At 70.0% G+C, this 26,637-nt stretch carries 26 protein-coding genes and 2 pseudogenes; 15 read left to right on the top strand and 13 right to left on the bottom strand.

The window, feature by feature from the left end:
- Positions 1–191 precede the first annotated feature (191 nt).
- Positions 192–593 carry a BlaI/MecI/CopY family transcriptional regulator gene (locus tag GWK61_RS19555; protein ID WP_194910088.1) on the top strand — a complete coding sequence of 134 codons (402 nt, stop codon included), beginning with the start codon at positions 192–194 and terminating at the stop codon, positions 591–593.
- A complete protein-coding gene (locus GWK61_RS19550; RefSeq protein ID WP_194910086.1) occupies positions 590–1,591 on the top strand; it encodes a M56 family metallopeptidase in 1,002 nt (333 codons plus the stop codon). The genes GWK61_RS19555 and GWK61_RS19550 overlap by 4 nt, the downstream gene beginning before the upstream one ends.
- On the opposite strand, the gene GWK61_RS19545 is transcribed toward GWK61_RS19550, so the two are convergent.
- Positions 1,573–2,355, bottom strand: a complete 783-nt coding sequence (locus tag GWK61_RS19545) for a cytochrome c biogenesis CcdA family protein (protein ID WP_194910084.1) — start codon at positions 2,353–2,355, stop codon at positions 1,573–1,575. The genes GWK61_RS19550 and GWK61_RS19545 overlap by 19 nt on opposite strands.
- 114 nt (positions 2,356–2,469) lie before the next feature.
- On the opposite strand from GWK61_RS19545, the gene GWK61_RS19540 reads away from it, so the two are divergent.
- Together GWK61_RS19540 and GWK61_RS19535 are read left to right on the top strand one after the other, a co-directional pair.
- Positions 2,470–3,108, top strand: a complete 639-nt coding sequence (locus GWK61_RS19540) for a TlpA family protein disulfide reductase (RefSeq protein ID WP_194910081.1) — start codon at positions 2,470–2,472, stop codon at positions 3,106–3,108.
- A 142-nt stretch (positions 3,109–3,250) separates the two neighbouring features.
- Positions 3,251–3,985: a zf-HC2 domain-containing protein gene (locus tag GWK61_RS19535; RefSeq protein ID WP_194910079.1), complete on the top strand. Its 735-nt coding sequence runs from the start codon at positions 3,251–3,253 to the stop codon at positions 3,983–3,985.
- A gap of 3 nt (positions 3,986–3,988) precedes the next feature.
- Here the strand turns inward: GWK61_RS19535 and GWK61_RS19530 are convergent, their stop codons facing one another.
- From GWK61_RS19530 to GWK61_RS19520, 3 genes are all read right to left on the bottom strand, one after another.
- Positions 3,989–4,441, bottom strand: a complete 453-nt coding sequence (locus tag GWK61_RS19530; protein WP_194910077.1) for a hypothetical protein — start codon at positions 4,439–4,441, stop codon at positions 3,989–3,991.
- Positions 4,442–4,499: 58 nt separating this feature from the next.
- Positions 4,500–5,081, bottom strand: coding sequence for a COG4315 family predicted lipoprotein (locus GWK61_RS19525; RefSeq protein ID WP_194910074.1), 582 nt, complete (start codon positions 5,079–5,081; stop codon positions 4,500–4,502).
- 137 nt (positions 5,082–5,218) lie between these two features.
- On the bottom strand, positions 5,219–6,112 hold the full coding sequence (locus GWK61_RS19520; protein ID WP_194910072.1) for a putative Ig domain-containing protein: 894 nt from the start codon (positions 6,110–6,112) through the stop codon (positions 5,219–5,221).
- A gap of 207 nt (positions 6,113–6,319) precedes the next feature.
- Here GWK61_RS19520 and GWK61_RS19515 point away from each other — a divergent pair, with 207 nt between their 5' ends.
- Positions 6,320–7,918 (top strand): WD40 repeat domain-containing protein, encoded by a 1,599-nt coding sequence (locus GWK61_RS19515; protein ID WP_194910069.1) that lies wholly within the window; start codon positions 6,320–6,322, stop codon positions 7,916–7,918.
- On the opposite strand, the gene GWK61_RS19510 is transcribed toward GWK61_RS19515, so the two are convergent.
- From GWK61_RS19510 to GWK61_RS19500, 3 genes are read right to left on the bottom strand one after another with little or no spacing between them, the layout of a single operon-like run.
- Positions 7,881–8,669, bottom strand: coding sequence for a DNA-formamidopyrimidine glycosylase family protein (locus GWK61_RS19510; protein ID WP_194910067.1), 789 nt, complete (start codon positions 8,667–8,669; stop codon positions 7,881–7,883). The two genes, GWK61_RS19515 and GWK61_RS19510, sit on opposite strands and share 38 nt — an antisense overlap.
- 53 nt (positions 8,670–8,722) lie before the next feature.
- A complete protein-coding gene (locus GWK61_RS19505) occupies positions 8,723–10,588 on the bottom strand; it encodes an FAD-binding dehydrogenase (protein ID WP_323747647.1) in 1,866 nt (621 codons plus the stop codon).
- Positions 10,482–10,940, bottom strand: a complete 459-nt coding sequence (locus tag GWK61_RS19500; protein ID WP_323747646.1) for a CBS domain-containing protein — start codon at positions 10,938–10,940, stop codon at positions 10,482–10,484. Before GWK61_RS19500 ends, GWK61_RS19505 begins: the two co-directional genes overlap by 107 nt.
- 92 nt (positions 10,941–11,032) lie before the next feature.
- On the opposite strand from GWK61_RS19500, the gene GWK61_RS19495 reads away from it, so the two are divergent.
- Positions 11,033–11,239 carry a hemerythrin domain-containing protein gene (locus tag GWK61_RS19495; RefSeq protein ID WP_194910058.1) on the top strand — a complete coding sequence of 69 codons (207 nt, stop codon included), beginning with the start codon at positions 11,033–11,035 and terminating at the stop codon, positions 11,237–11,239.
- A gap of 115 nt (positions 11,240–11,354) precedes the next feature.
- On the opposite strand, the gene GWK61_RS19490 is transcribed toward GWK61_RS19495, so the two are convergent.
- The 3 genes from GWK61_RS19490 to GWK61_RS19480 all read right to left on the bottom strand — a co-directional run bounded on the left by GWK61_RS19490 (position 11,355) and on the right by GWK61_RS19480 (position 12,719).
- Positions 11,355–11,519 (bottom strand): hypothetical protein, encoded by a 165-nt coding sequence (locus tag GWK61_RS19490; RefSeq protein WP_194910057.1) that lies wholly within the window; start codon positions 11,517–11,519, stop codon positions 11,355–11,357.
- A gap of 61 nt (positions 11,520–11,580) precedes the next feature.
- Positions 11,581–11,937 carry a PRC-barrel domain-containing protein gene (locus tag GWK61_RS19485; protein ID WP_194910056.1) on the bottom strand — a complete coding sequence of 119 codons (357 nt, stop codon included), beginning with the start codon at positions 11,935–11,937 and terminating at the stop codon, positions 11,581–11,583.
- 140 nt (positions 11,938–12,077) lie between these two features.
- On the bottom strand, positions 12,078–12,719 hold the full coding sequence (locus GWK61_RS19480) for a DUF1345 domain-containing protein (protein WP_323747645.1): 642 nt from the start codon (positions 12,717–12,719) through the stop codon (positions 12,078–12,080).
- 187 nt (positions 12,720–12,906) lie between these two features.
- On the opposite strand from GWK61_RS19480, the pseudogene GWK61_RS60825 reads away from it, so the two are divergent.
- From GWK61_RS60825 to GWK61_RS19465, 3 genes and pseudogenes are all read left to right on the top strand, one after another.
- Positions 12,907–13,237, top strand: a pseudogene (locus tag GWK61_RS60825) (DapH/DapD/GlmU-related protein).
- 54 nt (positions 13,238–13,291) lie between these two features.
- Positions 13,292–13,906, top strand: coding sequence for a TetR/AcrR family transcriptional regulator (locus GWK61_RS19470; RefSeq protein WP_194910054.1), 615 nt, complete (start codon positions 13,292–13,294; stop codon positions 13,904–13,906).
- A gap of 110 nt (positions 13,907–14,016) precedes the next feature.
- Entirely contained in the window at positions 14,017–15,294 is a 1,278-nt protein-coding gene (locus GWK61_RS19465; RefSeq protein ID WP_194910052.1) for an MFS transporter, read from the top strand.
- Positions 15,295–15,336: 42 nt separating this feature from the next.
- Here the strand turns inward: GWK61_RS19465 and GWK61_RS19460 are convergent, their stop codons facing one another.
- Entirely contained in the window at positions 15,337–16,386 is a 1,050-nt protein-coding gene (locus GWK61_RS19460) for a LacI family DNA-binding transcriptional regulator (RefSeq protein WP_194910049.1), read from the bottom strand.
- Between the two features lie 303 nt (positions 16,387–16,689).
- Here GWK61_RS19460 and GWK61_RS19455 point away from each other — a divergent pair, with 303 nt between their 5' ends.
- Positions 16,690–19,572, top strand: a complete 2,883-nt coding sequence (locus GWK61_RS19455) for a discoidin domain-containing protein (protein ID WP_228562578.1) — start codon at positions 16,690–16,692, stop codon at positions 19,570–19,572.
- Between the two features lie 121 nt (positions 19,573–19,693).
- Here GWK61_RS19455 and GWK61_RS19450 read toward each other — a convergent pair whose 3' ends face one another.
- Complete coding sequence (locus GWK61_RS19450) at positions 19,694–20,989, bottom strand: acyl-CoA thioesterase/bile acid-CoA:amino acid N-acyltransferase family protein (protein WP_194910047.1); 1,296 nt, start codon at positions 20,987–20,989, stop codon at positions 19,694–19,696.
- A 72-nt stretch (positions 20,990–21,061) separates the two neighbouring features.
- Between GWK61_RS19450 and GWK61_RS19445 the strand changes: the two genes are divergently transcribed.
- Positions 21,062–21,457, top strand: coding sequence for a YunG family protein (locus tag GWK61_RS19445; protein WP_194910035.1), 396 nt, complete (start codon positions 21,062–21,064; stop codon positions 21,455–21,457).
- A 240-nt stretch (positions 21,458–21,697) separates the two neighbouring features.
- Here the strand turns inward: GWK61_RS19445 and GWK61_RS19440 are convergent, their stop codons facing one another.
- Entirely contained in the window at positions 21,698–22,657 is a 960-nt protein-coding gene (locus tag GWK61_RS19440; RefSeq protein ID WP_228562577.1) for a CbiX/SirB N-terminal domain-containing protein, read from the bottom strand.
- Positions 22,658–22,962: 305 nt separating this feature from the next.
- Between GWK61_RS19440 and GWK61_RS19435 the strand changes: the two genes are divergently transcribed.
- From GWK61_RS19435 to GWK61_RS19420, 4 genes and pseudogenes are all read left to right on the top strand, one after another.
- Entirely contained in the window at positions 22,963–24,426 is a 1,464-nt protein-coding gene (locus GWK61_RS19435; protein WP_323747643.1) for an alpha,alpha-trehalose-phosphate synthase (UDP-forming), read from the top strand.
- Positions 24,423–25,190: pseudogene (otsB, locus tag GWK61_RS19430) on the top strand (trehalose-phosphatase); the annotation flags it as partial. The gene GWK61_RS19435 and the pseudogene otsB, both read left to right, overlap by 4 nt.
- Before the next feature lie 124 nt (positions 25,191–25,314).
- Entirely contained in the window at positions 25,315–26,145 is an 831-nt protein-coding gene (locus GWK61_RS19425; protein ID WP_194910029.1) for a helix-turn-helix domain-containing protein, read from the top strand.
- On the top strand, positions 26,124–26,637 hold a 514-nt coding region (locus GWK61_RS19420; RefSeq protein WP_323747642.1), incomplete at its 3' end, for a helix-turn-helix domain-containing protein. The genes GWK61_RS19425 and GWK61_RS19420, both read left to right, overlap by 22 nt.

The following is a 26,637-nucleotide window of genomic DNA, read 5'->3' as shown; positions in this document are numbered from 1 at the left end:
TCGGGGTCGCGGCGGACCGGTCCCCAATCCACCTAAGTAGTTTGGGAGAATACGGCACGAGGGCCGGTCCGCCAACACCCGCCCGCAGTCCGGGCGCCCAAGCCACGGCCTGCGACGGCTTCCAGCGATCTTGAACGCCGCGCTATCGTGGCCGTAGTTCTAAGTTGGTTAGGACATGCGGAGGTGGTGGGATGGCGCTCGGTGAGACAGTACGCGGCTTCGGCGAGCTGGAGTCCGAGATCATGGACTTCGTCTGGTCCGCCGACGGCCCGGTGCTGGTCCGGGAGGTCCGCGACGCCATCAACGGCCAGCGGCCGATCGCCTACAACTCGGTGCAGACGGTCATGGAGATCCTGCACCGGAAGGGCTGGCTGACCCGGGCCCGCGACGGCCGGGCGTTCCGCTACAGCGCCGTGCACTCCCGCGAGGACTACGCCGCCTCCCTGATCGACCAGGTCTTCGAGTCCGGCGCGAACCGCACCGCGACCCTGGTCAAGCTGGTCGAGCAGATGGACCCGGCCGAGGCCGAGGAGCTGCGCACCGCGCTGGCCGCCGCCAAGACTTTCGAGGCCCAGAGCGGCGGAGCCTTGTGAAGATCGCCCTGATACTCGCCGCCTACGCCGCAGTGCTCGCGGTCGCCGGGCCGCGCGTGATGACCCGCGCAGCGTGGACCACCCGCGCGCCGCGCCTGGCCATCGTCGCCTGGCAGGCGCTGTGCGCGGCGGTGGTGGCCTCGGTGCTGCTGGCCGGACTGGCGCTGGCGGTGCCGACGATGCGGATCAGCGGCGGCCTGGCGATGCTGCTGCGGGCCTGCGGGATGGCGCTGCGTGCGCAGTACGCCACGCCCGGCGGGGCGGCGGTCAGCACCGTCGGCGCCGGGCTCGCCGTGGCCGTGGCCGCGCGGTTGCTGTGGTGTCTGGGCGGGAGCCTGGCCTCGGCCCGCCGCGAGCGCACGCGGCACCGCCGGACCCTGGCCCTGGTCGGGGCGGTGCACGGCGACACCGGCGTGTCGGTGGTCCCCGACGGCCGCCCGGCCGCGTACTGCCTGCCCGGGCGCGGGCATCGCATCGTGCTGACCTCGGCCGCGCTGGCGAAGCTGGGGCCGGACGAGCTGGCGGCGGTGATCGCCCACGAGCGCGCGCATGTCCGCGGACGCCATCACCTCGCGCTGGCCTTCGCCGACGCGCTGGCCGCCGCCTTCCCGCGGATCACGCTGTTCGCCACCGCGGAGTCCGAGACCCGGCGCCTGGTGGAGTTGGCCGCCGACGACGCGGCGTGTGCGAGCACTGACGAGCTCACGCTGGCCGAGGCGCTGCTGTCGATGGCCGGAGCCGGCGCCCCGGTCGCCCCGGTCGCGGCGCTGGCCGCCGGCGGCGACGTCGGCGATGTCGGCGACCGGATCCGCCGCCTGATCGACGGCCGGCGTCCGCTGCCGCGCTGGGGTTCGCGGCTCGGGCTCGTCGCGGCGCTGGCGCTGATCGTGGTGCCGTTCGTCTTGGCCGCCGAGCCCGCGGTCGCGGTGGCCAGCATGAACTACTGCCCGCTGTATGCCCACACCTGCCCGATGCTTGGTCATAGCGGTAGTTCGTAGCCTGAGACCCAGGTTCGGGCTTCGTTCATCAGGTGCGTCCAGACGCCGGTGACCTGCAACAGACCCAGCACGATCAGCAGCACGCCGCCGACGCGGTTGATCGCGCGGACGTGACGGCGCAGGAACGTCGCCCGGCCCATCGCCGTGCCCGCAGCAGCGGCCAGGATCACGAACGGGACGCCGATGCCCATGCCGTAGACCGCTGCCAGCAGCGCGCCGCGGCCGGCGGTGCCGGAGTCGGCGGACAGCGCCAGTACCGCGGCCAGGGTCGGTCCGATGCACGGGGTCCAGCCCAAGCCGAACATCACGCCCAGCAGCGGCGCACCGACGAGGCCGGCCCGAGGGCTGTAGGAGGGCTTCAGGCTGCGCATGGTGAACGGGATCCGGTTCAGCGCACCGACGAACAGCAGTCCCAGCAGGATCGTGAACGCGCCGAGCACCTGCGTGAGCCCGCGCTGGTGCGCCAGAAGGGTCGCGCCGAAACCGCCGAACGCCGCGCCATAGCTGGCGAACAGCGCAGAGAATCCGGTGGTGAACAACAGCGCGCCAGCCACTGCCCGCCGCCGCATCCGCCGCGCGGCTACGGCTCCGTCCGCCGGCTGGAACTGGCCGTCGGGCGCCGTGGTCCCGGTGAGGTAGGACAGGTAGCCGGGCACCAGCGGAAGGCAGCACGGCGAGGCGAACGTGATCGCACCGGCGGCGAGCGCCAGCGGTATGGCCACCAGGAGCGGGCCGCTCGCGGCCAGCTGTCCCGGGTCGCTCACTGGATTCTCCTTGTCGCCGCTTGCCGCCGGTTGTGGCCGGTTGTCGCCGATCGGGGGTCGGCGAGATGGGATCCGAGCCTATCTCCTATAGTCCTTAGGAATATAGGAGGGGTCATGAGCGGTGACAGCACGACGCGGGAACCCGACGCCGTGAGCGTGACGAAGTCCGAATCCGTGAGTCCGCGACGGCGGCACCGCAGGCTGCCGGCCGGTGTAGTCGTGGTCGCTGTCGTCGTCGGCGCCGCGGTGTTCGGTCGTGACCTGCTGGCAGGCGGGTCGAAGTCCACGGGAGCGCCGGTTTACGGCCGGGTGTTGGCTATGGAGAAGCGGACCGTCACCCCGACCCTGGCCGGAGCCACGCTGACCGGCGACCATCTGGACATCGCGGACCTGCGCGGGCATGTCGTGGTGATCAACGTCTGGGGGTCCTGGTGCGACCCGTGCCGGGCCGAGGCGCCGGATCTGGCTCGGTTGTCGGCCGAGACGAAGGCTGAAGGCGTGCGCTTCGTCGGCGTCGACATCCGGGACAACTCCGCGGCCGGGACGACCTTCGAGCGCGAGTACGGCATCACCTACCCGTCGATCTTCGACGGGGACGAGACGGCGACGCTCGGCTTCCGGCCCTGGATCCCGATCGCCACCCCCACGACCTACGTGCTGGACGGGAACGGCCGGATCGCGGCAGAGTTCTTCGGACGCACGCGCTACGCCGATCTGCAGCCGGTCGTGCAGGAGATCGTCGAGCTGGGCTGACGTCGACACGCACTGACGCGGAGATCGAACCGGAACCGTCCCCCAACCGTGTCCACAGTGCGGACGTTGCGATCGCGACTCCAGGTTGGGAGGTGGCAGAGGCGATGGCCACATTGACCCCTGACCACCACTGGTTCGAGCCATGAACGCGATCAACGGCAGGTCCGGCGAGCCGCGGCAGGCACACTGCGAGCAGGAGGACCTGCGGATCGCCCTCGGTGCGTACGTGCTCGGCGCTCTGGACGAGGCCGAGTCGCAGCAGGTGCGCAAACACCTGCGGGAGTGCCTCGCGTGTCAGAAGGAGCACGACGAGCTGGTCGAAGTGCGGATGGTCCTGGACCGCGCCCGCGCGACGTCGGCGCTCGCCGCCTGGTCCGCCCGCGACGCCACGCCGAGCGCGGCACCGCAGCCGACCGGCCCGGCGCCGAACAAGCGCCGCCGCCACCACCGCCAGCCCCGCCGACGCCGTCGTCTCGGACTGGCCGCGGCCGGCGCGCTGCTGGCGAGCACCGCCGGGATCGGCGGCTTCCTCCTGGGCGGCCTGGGCAGCGTGGGCGGCGGCGACTCCGGCACGCCGCCGGGCACGCGCGCCGTCGCCGCCACGGGCTTAAACGGCATCACCGCCTCGATCCGGTTCCACCCCGAGGCCTGGGGAACGTCGATCCAGGTGACGATGAGCCATGTCCCGGCCGACTACACCTGCACGCTGACCGCGGTCACCAAGGACGGACACGCCGAGGCTGCCTCCACCTGGTCCTCCGGCGCGAAGGGCGGCACCGTGACGGTGCCCGCGGCCGTCGCCTTACCGGCGTCGTCGATCGACCACTTCGATGTCGCCGTCGCGCCGGGGATCGATCTGATCGTCCCGGCCGGCTGAGGCTCAGCTTGTCGGGGGCGGCGGCAGCCCGAGCTGCTGGCGGATCGTTTTGACGGCGTTCTCCACGGGGACGTCGGCGGCGGTCAGCTGCTTCTCGTATCCGGCCAGGCCGGCCAGCGAGGTGACGCGGGCCGCCGTCGCTGTCAGGTCCGCGCGCGCCTCGTTGACGGCGAACAGCGACTTGGCAACCGCCTCGGTCGGTGGCGGGAACGTGATGGCTTGAAGGTTCCGGTCGAAGAGATGCTCGGTGGCCGAGGCGTCGCGGAGATCGGCCTGCGCGGCGGGCAGATTGCCTTGGTCAGGTCCGTCCAGATGGTCGAAGTCGATATCGAGGCGCTGGTTTCCGGCATTCGCGATGGCGAGGTAGCGCGCTGCTGCGGCGTGGCCGTCAGGCACGGGCCGCCCGCTGGTCTGCGATGCGCATCCGGACGCGAGCAGCACCGCGGCCAGCGCCACAGCCGCCGACGCTGCGAGGCGTGCGGCGGGCTGTGGCGCGGGCGAGCGGTGCTGCATCTCAGTAGTTGTAGCCGCCCCCGGACGTGCTCGGCGCGGGCGTGGACGGCGTCGTGGACGGGGTCGAGGACGGGGCCGCGGTGATGGCGTTGCCGTCGGTGCCGACGACGTACCAGATGCCGCCGAAGGTCGCGACGCCCTCGCCGTTCACGTCGCCGGCCTTGGCGTCGTGGCTGAAGGTGTAGAGGGGGTGGCCGTTGTAGGTGACCTGCGTGGTGTTGTCGGTCCTGGCGGTCGTGCCGACCAGCGAGGCGGTGACGCCGCTGCTGGCCGGCGTGCCCGTCGTGGTGTCCGGGGGCCAGATCCCCGCGCAGGTGCTGTAGCAGCTGGACGTCGAGCCCTTGTCCGCGGTGAGCACGTAGAGCGTGCGGCCCGAGCCGTCGACCAGGATCTGGCCGTACTTGGAGTTCTCGGTGTGGACCGCGGCCGAGGCCGCGGGTGCGCTGCTGGACGATGACGGAGCGCTGGACGGTGCGCTTGACGTTTTGCTGCCGGAGCTGCTGGAACTGCTGGAACTTCCACACCCGACGGCCAGCGCCGCGACGGCGCCCACACCGGCTGTGACGGCGATGAGACGGTTCATGGTGCACTTCTTCCGTTCGAACCACCGCGTCGCCTGGTGCGATGCGGCCAATCCATCGGCCCGTGGAATGGGTCTTCATTCGCAAAACGTCCCGAACCGCCCACGGGTTCACCGCTGAAGCACCGTCCGCGATCAGCTCACGGGTTGACGGTCAGGCTGAACTGCTGGGTGGCCTGCTGCCCGATGAAGTCGGTGAGCCGCATGGTGAAGGTGTAGGTGCCGGCCGTCGTCGGCGTTCCGGCGAGTTCGTCGTCGGCGTCACGCGGGTCGCTGAACGTCCGCAACGCGAGGCCCGGCGGTAGCTGCCCGCCCACGACGGCCCAGGTGTAGGGCGCGGCGCCGCCGGACAGGAAGAAGTTCTGCGCGTACGCCTCGCCGACGGTCCCCGAGCTGAGCGTCGAACCGACGCCGGGCAGCACGATGACCAGCGGCTGGTCGGGATCGACAGTGATCTGATACGCCTGGTAGAGAGGCTGGCCCAGGTCACCGGTGCCCTGCACGGTGAAGTCGTAGGTGTTGTTGACGTTCGTCGCCGTGGTGGGCGTCCCGCTGACGAGCGCGCCGGACGGTCCGAAGGTGGAGAACAGGGACAGCCCGGCAGGCAGCGCGCCACTGATGATGCCGATCGTGCCACCTGCGTTGTGGCTGGTAGGCAGGTGGCCTTGGTAGGCCCGGCCTGCGATCGAGTCGGGCAGCACGCAGGTCCCGTTGATCAGGAAGCTGCCGTTGGCGGTGCTGCACTGCAGCTGGTCCGGCAGGCCCTGCACGGTGACCGTGATCTGGTAGGCCAGCGTGGAGGTCAGGTTCCCGTCCGTCGCCTTGACGGTGAAGTCGAACGTTCCGGCCTGCGTGGGGTTCCCAGTGATGACGGTGCCGGGCCCGGAAGACTGGGCCGGCAGGGTCAGGCCGGGCGGGAGGCTGCCCGCCGTCACGGCGTACGTGACGGTGGCTCCGGCGGCGCCGGCCTTGGCCGCTGCCGGTGCGGCAGGCACCCCCACCAACGCCGCTGCGGTGCATACCGCGCTCACCATGCGTCTCACTGTGTAGTCCTCCTTCGGTCAAACTTGCCGGTTCGGACACAGACCTCGCCGCCCCGAAACGGGACCCGGACTGCCTAGGTTCAACAGGTCGGTCGACTGGTGAGATGCGCAGATCAGGAAGCTTTTTGATCTTCCAGGAATAAGACCTCTGATAGTCTTCGCCGCCCTTCGCCGCCGCGCAGGCGTAGCGTGCTGGGCATGTCAGAGAACGTACAAGACGGCGGTCCGTGGACGGTCGCGTGGTCCACGGCGTCGGTGGACGCACGCCTGCGCTTCGCGTGGGACATCGCCGAGGCCCCGGACACGCTGGGGACGAAGGTGGTCGACGGCCGCACGCTGGTTGTGGCCGAGCCTCGCGGCGAGAGGGTGTGGGTGTGGGATCTGGCCACCGGTGAGGGCCGCGACGAGCCCGCGTCCGACTTCGCCGACGTGGTGCGGGGCGTGCCCTCGACGTTCGAGTTCGACGGCGAGGTGTACACCGAGAAGCCGTCCGCGCCGCTGACCGTGGACGGTCGTGCCCTCGCGGTGAGCTGCGACGGCCTGCGGGTGCGGGTGGCCGACGCGCACACCGAGCAACAGTTCGTCGAGCCGTTCCAGGTCGCCCCCGACTCGGTGACCGCGGTGGCGACCGCCGTGGTGGACGGCGAGCGCCTGGTCATCGCCACCACCGGGGACCACACGCGCGGCACGTTGTGGGCATGGGAGCTGGCTCCACGCGAGAAGCCCGGCCAGCAGATCACAGGGCACGCCGATGCGGTGGCGGATCTGGCCACCGCGGTCGTGAACGGCCGGCGGGTCGTCGTCAGCTGCGGCGACACCACGGTGCGGCTGTGGGATCCGGCCGCCGGAGGGCTGGTCGGCGCGCCGTTGGCCGGACACCTCGGCACGGTGCACGCCGTCGCCACGATCACGCTGGACGAGCGGCCGCACGCCGTCACCGCCGGCATGGACTGCACGGCCCGGCTGTGGGATCTGACCACCGGGCGGCAGGTGGGGCCCTGCCTGAGCAGGTATCCCGCGACGGACGTGACGGCGATACCTCCTGCGGAACGGATGGCGACCGCGTTCTCGGGCGGCAGCTTGCATCAGGTGTTCACGGTGGCGACGGCGAAGCTCGGCGACGGCGGTGACAGCGACGGCGGTGCCGGTGCCGGTGTCGCAGTGGTCGGGGGCGAGGACGGAGCCCAGGTGTGGGATCTGGCCACCGGCACACCAAGGGGTGAACCGCTGACCGACGACTTGGTGATGTCAGTGGTGACGACGGAAGTCGACGGCCGAACCATCGCCGTCACCGCCGGCGGCCCCAGCAAGGTCCGGCTGTGGGACCTCGCCACCGGCGCGCTGATCGGGGACCTGCCGGGCGAGATCGCGACCGAGGGGCCGGTGATAGCGCTGGCGGCCGAGGAGATCGACGGCCGGACCGTCATCCTCACCACAAGGGTCCGTCTGCGGGGCGGTAGCAGAATACAGATGTGGGACCTGGTCACCCGCACGCTGATCCGCGAGATCACGGAAGATCGGGGATCGGGGATGTTGGTGGGCTCGCTGACGGTCGCGGTCCTCGACGGACGCCGCTGCCTGATAGCCGGCGGCGTCATCCCCAAGGCCCGCGGAGCGCTTCTGGCTTGGGACCTGGCTACCGGTGAGCAGGTGGGAGAAACGCAGGTCTTCCCTTCACCCGTGTCGGCGGTGATCTCGTATCCCGATGGGCCCGATGGATCATTAGCGATCGCCTCCGGCCTCGACGTGATCGTATTGGCTATGTCTCCGGCTGGCAGCGAGGGCACCAGTAGATGACCCGGTCCTGCGGCGGCTCCCCCAGGCTCGACGTCAGAATCCGCGTCCCGCACCGCCGGCACGGCTGCCGGGCCCGGCCGTAGACCCAGTTCCGGCGGTCGGCCCGGGTGTCCCCGGTCGTGACGTGTCCGACGCGCAGCCGGTTGAGCGTGAGCAGCCGGTGCGCCGTATCCACCGTCTTCTCCAGAGCGGGCACCTCCCCCACCGGCCTCCAGGGCGGGACGCGGGCCAGAAAGCTGAGCTCGTTGGCGTAGACGTTCCCCACTCCGGCCAGGTTTCGCTGGTCGAGCAGGGCCAGGCCCAGCGGCCTCGACGGATCGGCGGACAGCCGCCGCAGCGCCTCCTGCGCGTCCCAGTCCGGGCCCAGCAGGTCCGGACCCAGATGCCCGACGACGGTCGACTCCTCGGCCGTCGGAAGCAGCTCGACCACGGGCAGCCGATACCCGACCGCGGTGTTGCGCGCGCTACCCAAGACGGCACGGATCTGCCACGCCGGGCCGCCGCTCCAGCGCTCGCCGGCCCGGTAGACAGCCCAGCGTCCGTCCATCCGCAGGTGCGTGTGGAGGGTCAGGCCGCCGTCGACCCTGGTCAGCAGGTGCTTCCCGCGCGCCACCGTTTCCAGCACGCGACGTCCGGTCAGATCCGACGTGGCCAGCGCGGGGACATGCAGGTCGGCGACGACGAGCTCGTCGCCCGCCAGTGCCTCGTGGAGCTGCGCGGCGGCGCGGAACACCGAATCACCCTCCGGCACGGGACCTCCTGCATTCGTGGCAGAACTGCCGCCTGGATTCTGTCAGCCCGCTGTCAGCTCGCCGTCGACTCCGCCGCAGCCCGGCCCGCAGTCCGCCCGGAGAAAAGGCAGCCGCCAAGGAACGTCCCCTCCAGCGCGTTGTACCCGTGCATGCCGCCACCGCCGAACCCGGCGACCTCCCCGGCCGCGTACAGCCCGGCAATCGGCGAACCGTCCGCGGTCAGGACGCGCGAGTCCAGGTCGGTCTGGATCCCGCCGAGGGTCTTGCGGGTCAGGATGTTGAGTTTCACCCCGATGAGCGGACCGGCCGCCGGGTCGAGGATGCGGTGCGGCGTGGCCGTGCGGCCCAGGCGGTCGCCGATGTAGCGGCGGGAGTTGCGGATGCCCTGGACCTGCGCGTCCTTGCTGTAGGGGTTGGCGATCTGCCGGTCACGGGCCTCGATCTGCCGACGCAGCGTAGCCGCGTCCAGCAGGGACTCGTCGGTCATCGCGTTCATCTTCGCGACCAGCTCTTCCAGGTCGCGCGCGACGGCGAAGTCGGCGCCCTTCTCCACGAACGCGGCGACCGGCGCCGGGGCGCCCTTGCCGACCAGCCGCTCGCGCAGGAAGGCCTTGCGGTCGTTCGCGGTGATGTCAGGGTTCTGCTCCGAGCCCGACAGGGCGAACTCCTTCTCGACGATCTGCCGCGTGAGCACGAACCACGAGTGGTCGTAGCGCGCGATCTCCGGGTCGGTGCGCAGGTGGCGCAGCGTCCCGAGGGTGTCGTAGCCCGGCAGGTACGGCGCGGGCAGCCGCCGGCCGAGGGCGTCGAACCACATCGACGAGGGCCCCGGCAGGATCCTGATCCCGTGCCCGGCCCACACCGGGTCCCAGTTGCGCAGGCCCTCGGTGTAGTGCCACATCCGGTCGCGGTTGACCAGCCGCGCGCCGGCCTGCTCGCTGATCTGGAGCATGCGGCCGTCCACGTAGGCCGGGACGCCGGTGACCATGAAGCCGGGGGCCTTGCCGAGCCGTTCGGGCCACAGCCGCCGCACCAGCTCGTGGTTCGCGCCGATCCCGCCGCTGGTGACGATCACCGCCTGCGCCGACAGCTCGAACCCGCCGATCGCCTCGCGGTTCGAGGCGACGCCGCGCGCCGCGTCGTCGTGCGCCAGCACGGTGCCGCGGACGCCGACGACGGCGCCGTCGGTGACCACGAGCTCGTCGACGCGGTGCCGGTGGTGGAACGTCAGCAGCCCGGCGGCCGCGGCCCGCTTCGCCGAGGCGACGAAGGGTGCGACGACGCCGGTCCCGGTGCCCCAGGTGACGTGGAACCTCGGCACGGAGTTGCCGTGCCCGTCGGCGCGCAGGTCGCCGCGCTCGGCCCAGCCGACCGTCGGCAGGAACTTCAGGCCGTGGCCGACGAGCCAGGAGCGCTTCTCCCCGGCGGCGAACTCGACGTAGGCGCGGGCCCAGCGGTATCCCCAAGAGTCCTCGTCGTCCCGGCGGTCGAACTGCGCGCTGCCGAGCCAGTCGTTCCAGGCCAGCTCGAAGGAGTCCCGCACGCGCAGCCGCCGCTGCTCGGCGGAGTCCACGAGGAACAGCCCGCCGAACGACCACCAGGCCTGCCCGCCCAGGTTCGCGGCGTTCTCCTGCTCGACCAGCGCCACCTTGCGGCCGGCCGAGGTCAGCTCGTGCGCGGCCGTGAGCCCGGCCAGGCCGGCTCCGACGATGATGACGTCAGCGTCCACGGGGCGGCTCCAGTTCTGTCGGGAAGGCGTTGAGGACGAACTTAGCGTCCGCCGGTGCGGCTGCCCGCCAAGAGCCCAACCCTCAGGCCGTGCCGGGCCGGATACCGAAGGGGAACGCCGAGGTGGACGCCGAGGCGGTGGCGCCGGCGTCCCCCGGCAGCGACGCCCGGATGCGCGCCGCGGCCAGATCGCCGAGCGAGACGATGCCGACCGCGACCCCCTTCTCCAGGACCGGGACTCGCGACACCGAGTACGCCCGCATCAGCTCCACGACCGAGTCCACGTCGTCGGACGCCGCCACGCACAGCGGCCGGACCGTCGCCGAGGCCCCGACCTGCGAGTCCGGGCCGTGGTCGTTGGCCAGGACGCGCACCACCAGGTCGCGGTAGGTGACCAGCCCCACGATCCCGGTCCCGTCGACCACCAGCACCGATCCGACGCCCCGCGCCCGCATCAGGCTCGCCACGTCGCCCACACTGGTCGCGGGCGGGACCTGGACCGGCGTCGGTGTCATGACCTCGCGCACCTTCTTGCCGTTCACAGTCGCACTCCTGGCTTGATTCCGATACAGGGGCCCCCGTTTACCCAGCCGACCGAGGAACATGCGCGCGTGATCAGGACGCGCTTTGACCGATGCAACCCGGCGACGAGCCGTTCGAGGCGACGCTGAAGCACCTGATGGAGCTGGTCAACGCGCACATCGCCGAAGAGGAACAGGTCATGTTCCCGCAGCTGCAGGCCGACTGCACCGCCGACGACCTCGTGGAGATCGGCAAGATGGTGACGGCGGCCAAGAAGCTCGCCCCCACCCGGCCCCAAGCCCGACGCCGGCCATGGTGAGCGAGGTCGCGGGCAGCCACCGGAAGTTCGACGCCGGGATCGTCGGGCAACTGCCCAGCGAGCGCATCACCTGGCGCCGTTTCCGTACCTCAGCCAATTGCCAGCCAGAAAGCATTCACCGCTGCCGTTGCCGTGGCCGGCGAAGCCGCACCACGCCATAGACGATGTCCGCGGCGACGAGTACGCAGCCGATGAGCAGCAGGTAGAACAGCCCCTTGGCCACGGCGCCGACGATGCCGAGCACCACCGCCGCGAGGATCACGAGCAAGAACAGGACCATGACGCTCCTTCCCGTCGAGCGCGAGTTGAGCACGAGTCGAGCACGAGTTGAGCGCGAACGGTCAGCGGCGGGCGAGCTGCCTCTCCCCGGCGGCGCCCGGCTCGTAGGGCAGCTCGTAGTGCTGGAACACGGCTTCCTCGTCCTCGAACGGCAGAATGTCGTCGGTGCCGATCGCCGGGCTGCCCTTCACCAGCGACTTGGCGTAGTTGACCTTGACGTAGCCGGGCCCCACGATCACCCCGTCCAGGGGCACGAACACCAGCCGGTGCCGGGTCGGCAGCCCCACCTGGACGGTGGCCATCGCCGGCTCGTCGGTGCTGGTGTCCACGTAGACCGCCTCCAGAGAGCCGATCTTGTGCCCGCCGGAATCGACCACGTCGCAGGTCCGCCACTCCCGCAGGTCCGCTGCCTGGATCATGGTGTCTCCTCTCGCGCCAGGCCGGCGACGTGCGCCGCCCCGACCTCTGCGTCTGACGCTTCCCTTGTGCGCAGACCTGCGCAGATGAAACGCAGAGCGAAGGACGCGATCTTCTTCAGAGCCGAGACCCCGAGCGCGTTTCACTTCGCGAGCCCGGACACCAGGTTGATCGACGTCGCGATGATCACGGCCCCCAACGGGAACGAGAGCCACGCATGCCGCAGCGCCGTGCGGCGGATCTCCTTGGTCTCGATGTTCGTGTCGGAGACCTGGAAGGTCATGCCGATCGTGAAAGCCAGGTACGCGAAGTCGCTGTACTGCGGGTCGTCCGGCTCGTTGAAGTCGATCCCGCCGACCTGCCCGGAGTAGTACAGCCGCGCGTACTTCAGCGTGAACACCGTGTGCACGAGCGTCCAGGACACGAAGACCGAGGCCAGCGCCAGAGCAGCCTGCAGGTACTTGGCGTTCCCGTGCGCGTGGCCGGCCCCGAAGAGCACGAACCCGACGGCCACCAGGCTGGCGACCGCGGCCCCGAGCAGAGCCAGATCGGCCAGGTCCCGGCTGGGGTTCTCGCGCTTGGCGTGTCCGGCGGTGCTCTCCGCGTCCAGACTCCAGACGGTGGACCACACCCACGCGCAGAAGACGACCGCCAGCACGTCCCACCCGATCAGGAGCGCGGCACGACCGGCTCCCAGCAGCGCCGTGGCCACGCCTGCTGTCGTCGCCGCGGCAGCCGAAACCAGCAGCTTCGTCCGGGCCGAGCTGGAGCCTCGCGCTGTCACGTTCCGCCCTCGGTCATTGATATCTGCGCCTCCGATACGGCCGTGCACGGGTCGCGGGGGTGAACCGCGAAGCCTCCTGCTGCCCTGCCCGCCTGAGAGTAAACAGAGGCGGATCGCGCCCGACGCGGCTGGTCAGCCCGAGCCGATATGTACGATCGTGCGCATCGAGCGCACCAACCGCGAGCGCATGCTCGCCGGGGACTGGTACATCGCCGACGACCCCGACAGCTTCGAGCAGTTCAAGCGCGCCGTACGCCTGCAGGCGCAGTACGCGGCCGCCTTCGTCGAGGACCCGGACGCCGCCCCCGGTGGAGCCGCAGCCGTGCAGGGACCGGCTGGAGTCCGCGCGACCGATCACCATCGGCGACAACGTGTGGCTCGGCGGCGGCGTGATCGTCTGCCCTGGGGTCACCATCGGCGACAACAGCGTGCTCGGCGCCGGGGCGATCGTGACGCGGGACATCCCGGCCGGCTGCCTGGCGCTCGGCTCGCCGGCCCGCGTGGTCCGCAAGCTCTAGCCCGGGTGGTCCGGGAACCCTGATCCAGGCCGGCGCGGCAATACGATGGGCGCAATGGACGCAGACGCGACACCCTCAGGCGTGCGGCGCCCCGGCGTGCAACCCTCAGGCCCGCGACCGGCCGCCGCCCGCACCCGTCGCTTCGACCCCGATCGGCGCGCACGCATCGTCGAGGCCACCCTCGACGTGATCGCCGAGGTCGGGGTCGCCGGCGTGTCGCACCGGAAGGTCGCCGCCCACGCCGACGTGCCGCTGGGGTCGATGACCTACCACTTCGAGGACATGGACCAGCTGCTGCGGGTCAGCTTCGAGAAGTTCGCCGACACCATCGCCACCCGCTACGAGCAGTGGTTCCGGCAGGCGGCGACCGCCGACGAGGCGCGCGCCGCCGTGGTCGGGCTGATCCACGCCGACCTGCTCGACTCGCAGCGCGAACTCGTCCTGACCACCGAGCTCTACACCCTGGCCGCGCGCAAGCCCGAATTCCGCACCCTGACCTGCGACTGGATGGCCCGCAGCCGGCGCGCGCTGCGGGCCTTCTTCGACGAGCCGACCACGCACATACTCGACGCGCTGATCGAAGGGCTCTTCATCCACGCCGCGCTGGACACCGTCCCGCCCGAGCGCGCCCGCACCGCCGAGGCCGTGCGCCGCATCACCGCGGGCTGAGTTTCGGAACCGGGAGCCCCTTTCCCGCGGCGAAGCCCTCAGTGTACGTTCGTACGTATCGCGATACGTACGAACGTACACAGTGCGCCGTTCTCCAGGGGGCTCCCGCCGTGGCATCAGCACTCGCCGACGATGAGGTCGCCGCCGCCCCGTCCGCGCTGCGCACGGTATTCGCCTCGCCGCTGTACCGAGGCGCGACCGTCTCGCTGTTCCTGTCCGGGCTCGGGGTCTCCGCCGCCGCCCCGCAGATCACCCTGTTCCTGGTCGACGATCTGCACACGTCGCTGACCACGGCCGGGCTGTACTACCTGACGAACATCACCGCCCCGCTGGCCGGCTACCTGATCGGGACGCGCTCGGATCGCAGCGGCAAACGTCTGGGACTGTTCCGAGCGTGCGCCGTGGCCGCAGCCGTCGGCTGGTTCGGTATGGCCGCCTCGAACCAGGTGTGGATGCCGTTCGTGATCAGCGCGCTCGTCCTGGCCTTCGCCGGCGCCGCGGGGTCGCAGCTGTTCGCCGAGCTCCACGACAGCCTCCAGGAGACGGCCGACACCGTCGGCACCGCCGGGGACGGAGTCGTCTCGATCGTGCGGATGGCGCTGACGGCCGGCTGGATCGTCGGGCCGGTGCTGGGTTCGCTGTTGGCCGCGACTGCCGGCCCTCGTGTGATGCTCGGCGCCACAGGGTTGTGCACGCTCGCCCAGATCTTCCCCATGGGCTTCGCACGGACTGCGCGGACTGCACGAACAGCAAAGACCGCACGCACCACACACGTCCGCGCCAGGCCCGACACACAAACCGAGCACGTCCGGCGCCGCCCCGGACTACGCGCCATGCTGCCGCTGCTGGCATTCACCGGGCTCTACTGCTTCGTCTACGCCGGAGAGCCGATCAAATACGGCTACCTCACCATCTACATGCGCACCGACCTGCACCTGCCGACCGCAGTGAGCGGCGCGGTCATCGCGATCCAGCCGCTCATAGAGCTGATCCTCATGCCAGTAGCCGTGATCGCCGCGCGCCGCATCGGCATGATGCGCCTGATGATCGTCGGCGCCGGTTGCGGCGTGGGCGCAAATCTCTGCTTCGCCCTCACCGGAAACACAGCCGGCATGTTCGCCGGCCAGATCCTGATGGGCGGAGTGTGGGGCGTCTTCGCCGCGCTCGGCATCATTGTGGCCCAACGGCTGCTGCCCGAAGCCGTCGCCACCGCATCAGCCATCTTCATGACGTCCCCGGCGATCGCCAGTGCGCTCGGCGGGGTCACCGGCGGTCTCGGCGTCAACCTGCTCGGCCTGCCGCACGTGTTCCTCCTCCCGGCCGTCTTCGGGCTCGTCGCCACGGCCGGCTTCGCCGTCATGAGCAGGTCCCGGCACGCCGTGGCTTAACCAGTGGTCGCGACTTGACCAGATAGTCGCGACCACACGCGATCACGCCGATTCCCGAACCACCAGCGTGGGCTCGAAGATCCGCGACGTGACGCGCGGCTCCCGGTCGTCGATCTGCGTCAGCAGCAGCTCGGCCATCGCCGCGGCCATGTCCTCGATCGGCTGCCGCACCGTGGTCAGCGGCGGTCGGCAGGCCGTGGCCGCGCTGCTGTCGTCGAACCCGATGACCGCCACCCGGCCGGGGACCTCGATCCCCCGGTCGTGGAGCGCGAGCAGCGCGCCCTGCGCCATCAGGTCGTTGGCCGCGAACAGGCCGTCGATATCCGGGTAGCGGTCCAGCAGTTCCCGCATCGCCTGCTCGCCGCTGTCGCGGGTGAAGTTGCCCTCGACCGACGGCACGAACGCGTGCCCGTGCCGGGCCATCGCCTCGCGGAACCCGTGCAGGCGGTCCTGGCCGGCCGGCATGTCCAGCGGTCCGGAGATCGTGGCCACCTGCCGGCAGCCGCGCTCGGCCAGCCGGTCGGCGGCCAGGCCCGCGCCGGCGTGCTGGGCGGCGTCGACGTAGCTGATCGGGATCGGCGTGGTCGGGCGGCGGGAGAGCACCGTGGGCAGGCCGGACTCGATCAGCATCGGCGGCAGCGGGTCGTCGGCGTGCGTGGAGATCAGCAGCACGCCGTCGACGTGCCCCTGGCGCAGGTAGTCGATCAGCTGGCGGCGCGAGTCGTCGGTCTCGGCGAGCATCAGCACCAGACTCACCGCGCGCGGACGCAGGACGCTGATGATCCCGCTGACCACCCGGCCGAAGAACGGGTCGGTGAACACCCGGCCCACGAACGGGTCGTCGAAGCTCCGGTGTTCGGCCTCTGATACGACCAGCGCCACCGACCCCGTCCGCCGGGTCACCAGCGACCGCGCCGCCTGGTTCGGCACGTACCCGGTCTGCGCCACCGCGGCCTGCACGACCTCCCGGATGCGGCGGTCGACGTTGCGGGTGTCGTTCACGACGCGGGAAACCGTCGCCCGCGAGACCCCCGCGACCCGCGCGACGTCCTCGAGCGTCGGTGCGCGCGGTATCCCCTCCTCGGCGGCCATGTTTTGTTTATAGCACGACGGAGAGCGCTCTCCATCCGAAACGATCCTGACGCGATCCCGACGCATCCTGACCCGATCCCAACGTGATCCAGAACCGGTCCCGAACCGCTCCTGAACCGATTCAGAGCCCTTCCGCCGAGTTTCGGTCGCAGAATCCGTTGACATTCCGGAAACTTCAGCGCGACGATCGCCCTTGCGAGAGAGCGCTCTCCGTGTTCCATGCACGACGACGGGGACCCCCATCCGCGCCGCCGAACCCGCGGCGCGCCGCCTGAACAACCCCCTGACCAAGCAGGAGATGTCATGAAGGCCTTCTCCTCCGGTGGGACACTCCATCGGAGACCCCTGATCCGCCCCCTGCACGCCGCGTTCCTGCTCCTGCTCGTCCTGAGCATGGCGGCCTACGCGGTCGTCGCACCGTCGGCGGCCCACGCCGCCGACAGCCTGCTCTCGCAGGGCAAGCCCACGACCGCCTCGTCCCAGGAGAACGCCGGCACCCCGGCGGCCAATGCCACCGACGGCAACACCGGCACCCGCTGGTCCAGTGCCTTCAGCGATCCGCAGTGGCTCCAGGTCGACCTCGGCGCGTCCGCCTCCGTCGACAAGGTCGTGCTGAACTGGGAGGCCGCCTACGCCACGGCCTTCCAGATCCAGACCTCGAACGACGGCACGACCTGGACGTCGATCTACTCCACCACCACCGGCACCGGCGGCATCCAGACCCTGACGGTCGCCGGCAGCGGCCGCTACGTCCGCATGTACGGCACGGCCCGCGCGACCCAGTACGGCTATTCGCTGTGGGAGTTCCAGGTCTACGGCACCATCGGCTCCGGCGGCGGCTGCGGCACGGCCAACGCCGCGCTGAACCAGCCGGCCACCGCGTCCTCACAGGAGAACGCCGGCACCCCGGCGACGGCGGCCGTCGACGGCAACCTCGGCACGCGCTGGTCCAGCGCCTTCAGCGACCCGCAGTGGCTCCAGGTGGACCTGGGCAGCACGCAGTCGATCTGCCAGGTCGTCCTGAACTGGGAGACCGCCTCGGGCAAGGCCTACCAGATCCAGACCTCGAACGACGCCACCACCTGGACCACGATCTACTCCACCACCACCGGCCCCGGCGGCACCGAGACGCTCACCGTGAGCGGATCAGGGCGCTACATCCGGATGTACGGCACGGCCCGCAACACGGCGTACGGCTACTCGCTGTGGGAGTTCCAGGTCCACACCGGCAGCTCCTCCGGCGGGGGTTCCGTCACGGTCACCAGCCCGGGAAACCAGACCACGACCATGGGCACGGCGGTGAACCTGCAGATTCAGGCCTCTGACTCGACCGCCGGGCAGACGCTGACCTACAGCGCGACCGGCCTGCCGACCGGCCTGTCGATCAACTCCGCCTCGGGCCTGATCTCCGGAACGGCCAGCACGACCGGGACCTTCAGCACCACGGTGACCGCCACGGACACCACCGGCGCGACCGGGACCGCGTCGTTCACCTGGACGGTCAACGGGATCGCGACCGGCTGCACCAACCAGTCGAACACGCCGAACTTCGGACCGAACGTCCACATCTTCGACCCGAGCATGTCCAGCGCGAGCATCCAGTCCACGCTCGACTCGGTGTTCAACAACCAGAAGCTGAACCAGTTCGGCAACGAGCGCGACGCCCTGCTGTTCAAGCCGGGCACCTACAGCAACACCGCCAACATCGGCTACTACACCTCGATCCAGGGCCTGGGTCAGAACCCTGACGACGTCACCATCAACGGCGACGTCACCGTTGACGCGTTCGACGGGACCGGCAACGCCACGCAGAACTTCTGGCGCTCGGCGGAGAACATGGCGGTCAACCCGTCGGCCGGCAACACCCGGTGGGCGGTCGCGCAGGCCGGGCCGTTCCGCCGGATGGACATCCACGGCGGACTCCAGATGTTCCCGGCCAGCTTCGGCTACGCCAGCGGCGGCTACGTCGCCGACTCCAAGGTCTCCGGGCAGGCCTCCAGCGTCTCCCAGCAGCAGTGGTACACGCAGGACAGCAACCTGGGCAGCTGGAGCGGGTCGGTCTGGAACATGGTGTTCTCCGGCGTGACCGGGGCACCGGCACAGAGCTTCCCCACCCCGCCGATGACGACGCTGGCCACCACGCCGACGTCGCGTGACGTGCCGTACCTGTACGTCGACTCCTCGGGCGCCTACCACGTGTTCCTGCCGTCGCTGCGGACCAACGCCTCCGGTGCCAGCTGGGCGAACGGCCCGACCCCGGGCACGTCGCTGCCGATGAGCCAGTTCTTCGTCGCGACCCCGAACAACACCGCGGCGCAGATGAACGCCGCGCTGGCGCAGGGCTGCAACCTGTTCTTCACCCCCGGCGTCTACAACATCGACCAGACGCTGAACGTCACCAACCCGAACACCGTGCTGCTGGGCACCGGGTTCCCGACGCTCATCCCGACCAACGGCAACACCACCATCCAGACCTCCGACGTCGACGGCGTGCGCATCAGCGGTCTGCTGCTGGACGCCGGCACCACCAACTCCCCGTCCCTGCTGACCGTCGGGACGGCCGGCTCGTCGGCCAACCACAGCACGAACCCGACCTCCGTGCAGGACGTGTTCTTCCGCATCGGCGGCGACATCGCCGGCAAGGCGACGGACAGCCTGGTGGTCAACTCCAACAACACGCTGGTCAACGACATCTGGGCCTGGCGCGCCGACCACGGCAACGCGGGCACGGTCGGATGGACCACCAACACCGCCGACAACGGCCTGACCGTCAACGGCAACAACGTGCTGGCGACGGGGTTGTTCGTGGAGCACTACCAGAAGAGCGAAGTCGTCTGGAACGGCCAGGGCGGCGAGACGATCTTCTTCCAGAACGAGAACCCCTACGACCCGCCGAACCAGGCGGCCTGGATGAACGGCTCGACCAACGGGTACCCGGCGTACCAGGTGGCGTCCAACGTCACGTCGCACCAGGCGTACGGCATGGGGAGCTACTGCTACTTCAACGTCAACCCGGCGGTGGTCAACGACCACGCGTTCGAGGCGCCGAACACGGCAGGAGTGCAGTTCCACGACCTGCTCACCGTGTCGCTCGGCGGGGTCGGCGTGATCCAGCACGTCATCAACGGGACGGGAGCGGCGACTCCGTCCAACACGACGCCGTCGGACGTCACCTCCTATCCGTGACCGACGAGGTCGATGACTGAGAAGGGCGAGAAGGGCGAGAAGGGCGAGAAGGGATGACGGAGGCCGCGGATGATCTGATCCGCGGCCTCTGCCGTTTACCCGGTCCCTACCTAGCTCACCACTACCTCGACAGCCCTGCCAGCAGCTTCAGCACCTTCTGCCAAGCGTCCCCCTGCGCGGCGGCGTCGGCCTGCCGGGTCCCGCCGGCCTGGGCTTCCCTGCCGTTCTCGGCGAAGGCTGTCAGGGCCGGCATATAAGGCTCGGCGTCCACGAAGTGCCCCGCGTCCCGGTAGACCGTCGCAGTGTGCGGATACGGGTCGTGTGCCTGATCGAGCTCGCCCATGATCTGGTTCGCCCACGGCCCCGACGACCACACCAGGTCGCTGTCCCCGGCGAAGGCCAGGACCGGTCCGTCCACCTTGTTCACGGGTATCGCCGAGCCGAGAGCGGCGACCGGGGCACCATGCAGAATCCAAGCGTTCCCACCCTCGGCCGGGTAGGAGCCGTTGACCTCGGCGCTCGGGGAATACAGGATCGCGCCGTGGACCAGGGCGGGGAAGTTCTGGGCCGTCAGCAGCGCCGCCTCCGAACCGCGGGAGGCACCCCAGATCAGGATGTGCGAGGCGTCGACGTTCGGCTGCTTCGCCAGCCACATGGCGGCCTTCGCGAAGTACTCCAGCGGCACGTTCTTCAGGCCGGCCGGCGTGCCGGGCACGTCGAAGTACCCCACCGACAGCGCCGGGTAGCCCTCCGCCGCCAAGGCCATCGCGATCGGGGCGGTCGCCTCGCCTCCCTCGGAGCCGCCGAGCGTGATCACGGCAGGGCGCGGCTTCGCCGCCGCGGGCGGCTCGTAGAAGTGCCCTTCGACGCCGTCGTGGGCGACGGTCAGGACCCGGGAGGTCTCGCCGGCGGCCATCACGTGCCGGCTGACGAGGAGGGTGGCGGTCATGCCCTGGTCCGACGCGGTGACGGTGGCGTTCACGGTTCCGAGGAACCCCAGGGCCTTGCTTCCGGGCGGCGGGTTCATCGACCACAGCAGGCCCATCTCGTCGGCGCGGCCGTAGCTGCCGCTGATCGGAGCCTGCTTCGCCAGGTCGACGGTGCCCGAGGCGTCCGCGTGGAAGGTCGCGGCGCTCGTCCACCGCAGGTGGTCGGCATCGATGGCCCACGCGGACAGCGTGACGGTCGAGCCCGGCACCGCGCCGGTGACGCGGATGACGACCGGGTCGAACGCCGATTTGCCGCTCTGATCCGCCGTCAGCCGCAGGCTCCGAGTCTGGTCCAGCCCCTGCCCTTGACCTCGACTTTGACCCTGCCCCTGAGTCTGAGCCACCTTCGCCGTGGTACTGCTCGCATATCTCGCCACGAGCACCGCGGCCGCCGCCAGCACCGCCCCCGCCACGCGCCAACGCCGCATCGGACCTCCCCCTGACAGGCTTCGATTTTAGCCATTGCCGTAGCTGTCATACCCCTATGCGATGCTCCAAGGATGCTGAATGTCGAGACATTGCAGCCGCTGGTCGAGGCCGCCTGGGGCCGCGACACGTGCGATCCGGTGGGCCGCGACGAGTGGCGGCCGGAGAATCCGTCGGGGAGCCAGTGCGGCGTGACCGCGCTCGTCGTCCAGGACCTCCTGGGCGGCGACCTGATCCACGGCGAGGTCCACATGGACGGCGCCAAGGTCTGGAACCACTACTGGAACCGCCTGCCCGACGGCGCCGAAGTCGACCTCACCGCCGACCAGTTCCGCTTCCTCGACGGCGCCACCGTCACCAACGGCCAGGTCGTACACCGCCCACCGGAAGGCCCGCGCCGCTGCCGCGAGGAGTACGAGCTGCTGCGCGAGCGCGTACTGACCGCACTGGCCGCGGAGCACGCCAGCTGATGGAGATCGATCTGGACGTCCACGCCGCAGCATGTACCGTCGCCGTCTCGGTGAGCACACCGTCCAGGTCGAACAGACACGCCCGAATCCGCCCCGGCAAACCAGTCGTCGTAGATGCAGCTCCATCATCCATGGGCCCCTGGTGTCCAGACCCGCGAATCGCTAACATCCACGACGCCGGTTTCCGGGTCAATCACGCGACTCGATCTACCGCGTGACCGCCGACCCAGTGCCCGTCAATCAGTCATCGTCGTAATCAGACTCACGCCAAGCAGTCCCACCGTGTCCGTGATGGTGATCGGCATCCAGCCCGGCAGCGATCCCGTCATCGCCCCGACTGAGCTTGAGCAACGCCGCGGCGATCCGCGTGGCGAGCATCCCGGAGATCTCCGGAGGCGTCAGCAACGGCCAGCCGTCGATGACCCCCGCCATCGGAACGTCGACAGCGGGACCGAAGTCCGCGGGGACCACAACAACCTGACGCGCACCAAGCTGCTCACAGCGCTCGACGCCCTCAGCGACATCCGGCTCGCCGCCCCGGAACGCCACCTCCACCCACGGCAGATCACCTCGCGACTTGACCAAGTGCGCGATCCGGAACAACTCAGCGTTATCAAACGAATTGGCCGCCCTGGCCGTCAACAACACCGCAAGATCCGGCGCGTCGAACGGATCCACGACCCGCGCCACCGCCACCCGCAGCCACCCGGTCAGCAACGTCGCGTTCCCGAACGGCTCGGCCAGCATCACCCGGCCGGCCATCGGGCCGCGTGTCAGCCACGTCAACGTCCGAGCCGTATCGGCGACCAGCTGCGGATCACGCCCCAACGTCATCGGCACCACACACACCGGCAGATCAGTACCATCGAGCGCCTGCTGTACAGCGTCCTCCAACGAGTGCCCGACCGACGAGGCCCGCAGCAGCGGCCCCTGCTCGACCAACGGCTCCACCGCCACCTCTGCACCGCCCTCATGACCGCCGACGATGACCACGGCGGCGCGCGCCGCGTCCGGCTCCGAGGGCGCCATCGCCACTCCTCGACCTACGACGTCGGCGACCTGGGCGACCTGGGCGATCTCGGCGACTTGGCCGACCCGGCCGACCCCGGCGGTATGGGCGGTATGGGCGGCATCTCGAAGGAAAGAGTTCATATCCACTGCTAGGGCCTCAATTTCTGCTCTCACCGCGTGAACGGCCAACTCCGCATGACCGCTCCGAGCAGGCGGCCGGGCCGCCTACGCGCTTGCCCCGTATGACCAGTTATCCACAGGCCAAACCCCGCCGATCATACGGAACCGGTGTTTCGCGTGGGTTTCCTCCAACAAGAGTCGAACAAACCCGAATCTTCACCGGTTGAATGGCGCGACCATGGGTACTGAGGGGTCGCGCTGCAGTTGTCCCGGATCGTCTTCGGAGTCCGGTTTCTACGGAGGACGGCAGCGCACCGTGGCGTGTCCGCAGCGACGCGCCGGGGACAATTGGCATAGCGAGAGGCGTTTGGCTTGTGGATGCGATAACGGAGCGCGGCGCGGATTTTCTGGTCGTCGCCAACCGGCTGCCGGTGGACCTGGAACGACTCGAGGACGGGACCGAGCGGTGGCGTCCGAGCCCCGGCGGTCTGGTCAGTGCGCTGGAGCCGTTCCTGCGCCGCCGCAACGGAGCCTGGATCGGCTGGTCCGGCCGGGCTGATCTGGACGTGGCCTCGTTCGACGACGACGGTCTGCTGATGCACCCGGTCAGGCTGTCCGCCGACGAGGTCCAGGACTACTACGAGGGCTTCTCCAACGCCACGCTATGGCCGCTGTACCACGACGTCATCGTCCCGCCGGTGTTCGAGCGGTCCTGGTGGGACAGCTACGTAGTGGTCAATCAGCGCTTCGCCGACGCCGCCGCGAAAGCAGCAGCCCCGGGCGCAACGGTGTGGGTGCAGGACTACCAACTCCAACTCGTCCCGGCCATGCTGCGCGAGCAACGCCCCGACCTGAGCATCGGCTTCTTCCTACACATCCCGTTTCCGCCGGTCGAGCTGTTCATGCAACTGCCGTGGCGCACCGAGGTCGTGCGCGGGCTGCTGGGGGCCGACGTCGTCGGGTTCCAGATGCCCGGCGGCGCCCAAAACTTCCTGTGGCTGACCCGACGGCTGCTCGGTCTGGAGCCCACCAAGGCGGCCGTCAGGGTCCGTAGTCGCCCCGGCTCGGTGCCGTTCGACGGCCGACAGGTACGGGTCGGCGCGTTCCCCATCTCCATCGACGCCGCGGGCTTCAACCGGCTCTCCCGCAGCACCCGCACCTCCGAACGCGCCCTCAAGATGCGCTCGGAGATGGGCGACCCGCACCGCCTGCTGCTCGGTGTGGACCGGCTGGACTATACGAAGGGCATCGACGTGCGGCTTCGGGCCCTGCGTGAGCTGCTGCTGTCCGGGCGGGTCGATCCGGAATCCGTGGCCATGATCCAGGTCGCTACCCCGAGCCGTGAACGCGTGGGGCAGTACAAGGCGATGCGACGCAACATCGAGGAACAAGTCGGACGGCTCAACGGCGAGTTCGGCCGGGTCGGACGGCCGATCGTCCACTACCTGCACCAGCCCATGGACCGCGACGAGCTCGTCGCGCTGTACTGCGCAGCCGACGTCATGGTGGTCACACCACTGCGCGACGGCATGAACCTGGTCTGCAAGGAATACGTCGCCACCCGGCACGACCTCGACGGAGTACTGGTGCTCTCCGAATTCGCCGGGGCCGCAGCCGAGCTGACCGGCGCCCTGCTGGTCAATCCGCATGACTCGGACGGCGTCGCACGGGCTTTGGAACAGGCACTGACCATGGACCCGGGTGAGGAGAAGGCGAGAATGCGGACCCTGCACCGGCAGGTGATGACCCACGACGTGGGCCGTTGGGCACGGTCGTACCTGGACTTCCTGGACCCCAACGCGGCCACCGCCACCGAGCCTCTGGCGGTACACCAGTGACCGCCGAGTCGCTGCCGGCGGGACTGCGGCAGGCCATCGACCGCCTCGCGCGCACGCCCCGGCTGCTGGTGGTCTGCGACTACGACGGGACGCTCGCGCCGATCGTCGCGGATCCGGCGAAGGCGGTGCCGCGTCCGGAGTCGATACAGGCCCTGGCGACGCTGGCCACGCTGCCCGACACGACGGCTGGCGTGATCTCCGGCCGGGCGCTCGGCGATCTGACCGCACTGTCGGGACTACCGCGCGAGGTGCACCTGATCGGCAGCCACGGCGCCGAATTCGACGCGGGATTCGCCCAAGCACTGGACCAGCAGGCACAGGCGCTGCGACAGCGGCTGGAGACCGACCTCGAACAACTCATCGATCACTCGCCCGGCGCGTCCTTGGAGCTGAAGCCGGCCAGCATCGCAGTACACGTACGCCGGGCCGAGCCGACAGTCGGCGCCTCCGTCCTCGACGCGGTCCGCACCGGCCCGGCAAGCTGGGACGGCGTGCACGTGACCGAGGGCAAAGCCGTGATCGAGCTGGCGGTCATCGAGACCGACAAGGGCGAAGCACTGGACATGCTGCGCCGCCAAGCCGACGCCACCGCCGCTCTGTTCGTCGGCGACGACGTCACCGACGAGAAAGCCTTCGCGCGCCTCACCGATCCAGACGTCGGAGTGAAAGTCGGCCACGGCGAAACCCTGGCCGAATACTCCATACCGGACACCGAAGACGTCGCCGTCATGCTCGTCCACCTCCTGATGCAACGTCGCGGCTACTGAGAGCGTCTACTCCAAAGGTCCGGACTTGGTTCCGAAGCTGAGTCCGGTGCAGTGCCGACGGCCCTTCGCCGTTAGCATCGCGCCAACCGGTGGACCGAGAACTGGAGTTGAGGACTCGAACGTGGCGCGTTGGAAGCCATTGCCCGAAGAGCTGGACCCGCTGGTGGTCCAGCTCGTGGCGGAACTGCGGAAACTGAAGGACGACAGCGGTCTGAGCTTGAACCAGCTCGCGAAGAAGACCGGGTTCAGCGCCTCCTCCTGGGAGCGCTACCTCGGCGGCCGTGCGTTCGCCCCGGAGAGCGTGGTGCGCGCGCTGGCAACCGCGGTCGGAGCCGACGATACGAACCTTCTGGTGCTGCACCAGACGGCTCAGCAGGCGTGGGTCGCGTCCCGCGGGTTGCCGGCCGTGCAGGTCGAGGTGGACAGTTCTGAGGACGAGCTGGGGTCTGCCGCTTCAAGCGACGAAGCGGACGACGGCGTCGGTCGTGCCGTGGATGACGGTGACGTGATCGGCGGCGGCAGTTTCGGTGGGCGAAGCAGCGCCGGCCGGCGGATCCCATCGTTCCGGACCATAGGCGCGTTGCTGGCGTCCGCTCTGGTCGGCTCGGCCCTCACGGTGCTCGTCATCCAGCCCTGGCAGGGGACGAAGACGGTCCTGCGCCCCGCGGCCAAGACCGCGCCCCAGCACTACGATTGCCGATTCACCCAGACCGGCGGCAAGTGGTACGCCGGCAACAGCACCACCAACAAGGCGGCGGTCACGTACGGCATGTCGGGGCCGGACGTCGCCGAGCTCCAGTGCCTGCTCCAGCGCGCCGGCCACTCCCCCGGCGACATCGACGGCACCTTCGGCCCGAAAACGCTGCGCGCCGTCATCCAGGAGCAGAACGCGGCGAACATCGATCTCGACGGGCAAGTAGGCTCGCAGACGTGGGGGAAACTGCGCGGGTGAACGGATCGCCGGTCGCGTGCGTCCTGCTCGCCGAGGAGCTCAGGACGTTGCGCAAGCGCGCCGGGCTGAGCTTCGCGGCGCTCGGCGCGCAGACGCTTTACAGCAAGTCTTCGTGGTCGCGGTACCTCAACGGTGAGGTGCTGCCGCCGTGGCAGGCCGTGCAGGCGCTGTGCGGACTCGCCGGGGAGCCGGAGCCGCGGCTGCGCGCGATGTGGAAGCTGGCGGAGCAGGAGTGGAGCCGGCGGGACGCGGTGGGAGCGGGTGCTGCGGGTAGCGGCGGTGCGGTCGGCAGCGGCGGCGCTGGTGCTCTCGCTGTCGACCTCGGCACCATGCCGCAGACGGCGGCCGCCGCGCAGGTGGGGACCGGTCAGGCGAAGGCCGGGCAACTGGAGGCGGGGCAGCTGGAGGCAGCGTCGCCGACTTCGGTGCTGTCGACCTCGCCAACCTCCCCGTCTTCCCCGACCTCACCTGCCCTGTCGACCCCGCCGTTCC

The organism is Catenulispora rubra, assembly GCF_015356825.1.
GTDB lineage: Bacteria > Actinomycetota > Actinomycetes > Streptomycetales > Catenulisporaceae > Catenulispora > Catenulispora rubra.
The sequence above is the reverse complement of the archived record's forward strand: the minus strand, read 5'-3'. Positions and strand labels throughout refer to the sequence as shown.

Coding starts and splice junctions, on each gene's coding strand:
- GWK61_RS19555 (WP_194910088.1), top strand. CDS start 192: ATGGCGCTCGGTGAGACAGTACGCGGCTTCGGCGAGCTGGAGTCCGAG.
- GWK61_RS19540 (WP_194910081.1), top strand. CDS start 2,470: ATGAGCGGTGACAGCACGACGCGGGAACCCGACGCCGTGAGCGTGACG.
- GWK61_RS19535 (WP_194910079.1), top strand. CDS start 3,251: ATGAACGCGATCAACGGCAGGTCCGGCGAGCCGCGGCAGGCACACTGC.
- GWK61_RS19525 (WP_194910074.1), bottom strand. CDS start 5,081: ATGAACCGTCTCATCGCCGTCACAGCCGGTGTGGGCGCCGTCGCGGCG.
- GWK61_RS19520 (WP_194910072.1), bottom strand. CDS start 6,112: ATGGTGAGCGCGGTATGCACCGCAGCGGCGTTGGTGGGGGTGCCTGCC.
- GWK61_RS19515 (WP_194910069.1), top strand. CDS start 6,320: ATGTCAGAGAACGTACAAGACGGCGGTCCGTGGACGGTCGCGTGGTCC.
- GWK61_RS19495 (WP_194910058.1), top strand. CDS start 11,033: ATGCAACCCGGCGACGAGCCGTTCGAGGCGACGCTGAAGCACCTGATG.
- GWK61_RS19490 (WP_194910057.1), bottom strand. CDS start 11,519: ATGGTCCTGTTCTTGCTCGTGATCCTCGCGGCGGTGGTGCTCGGCATC.
- GWK61_RS19485 (WP_194910056.1), bottom strand. CDS start 11,937: ATGATCCAGGCAGCGGACCTGCGGGAGTGGCGGACCTGCGACGTGGTC.
- GWK61_RS19470 (WP_194910054.1), top strand. CDS start 13,292: ATGGACGCAGACGCGACACCCTCAGGCGTGCGGCGCCCCGGCGTGCAA.
- GWK61_RS19460 (WP_194910049.1), bottom strand. CDS start 16,386: ATGGCCGCCGAGGAGGGGATACCGCGCGCACCGACGCTCGAGGACGTC.
- GWK61_RS19455 (WP_228562578.1), top strand. CDS start 16,690: ATGAAGGCCTTCTCCTCCGGTGGGACACTCCATCGGAGACCCCTGATC.
- GWK61_RS19450 (WP_194910047.1), bottom strand. CDS start 20,989: ATGCGGCGTTGGCGCGTGGCGGGGGCGGTGCTGGCGGCGGCCGCGGTG.
- GWK61_RS19445 (WP_194910035.1), top strand. CDS start 21,062: ATGCTGAATGTCGAGACATTGCAGCCGCTGGTCGAGGCCGCCTGGGGC.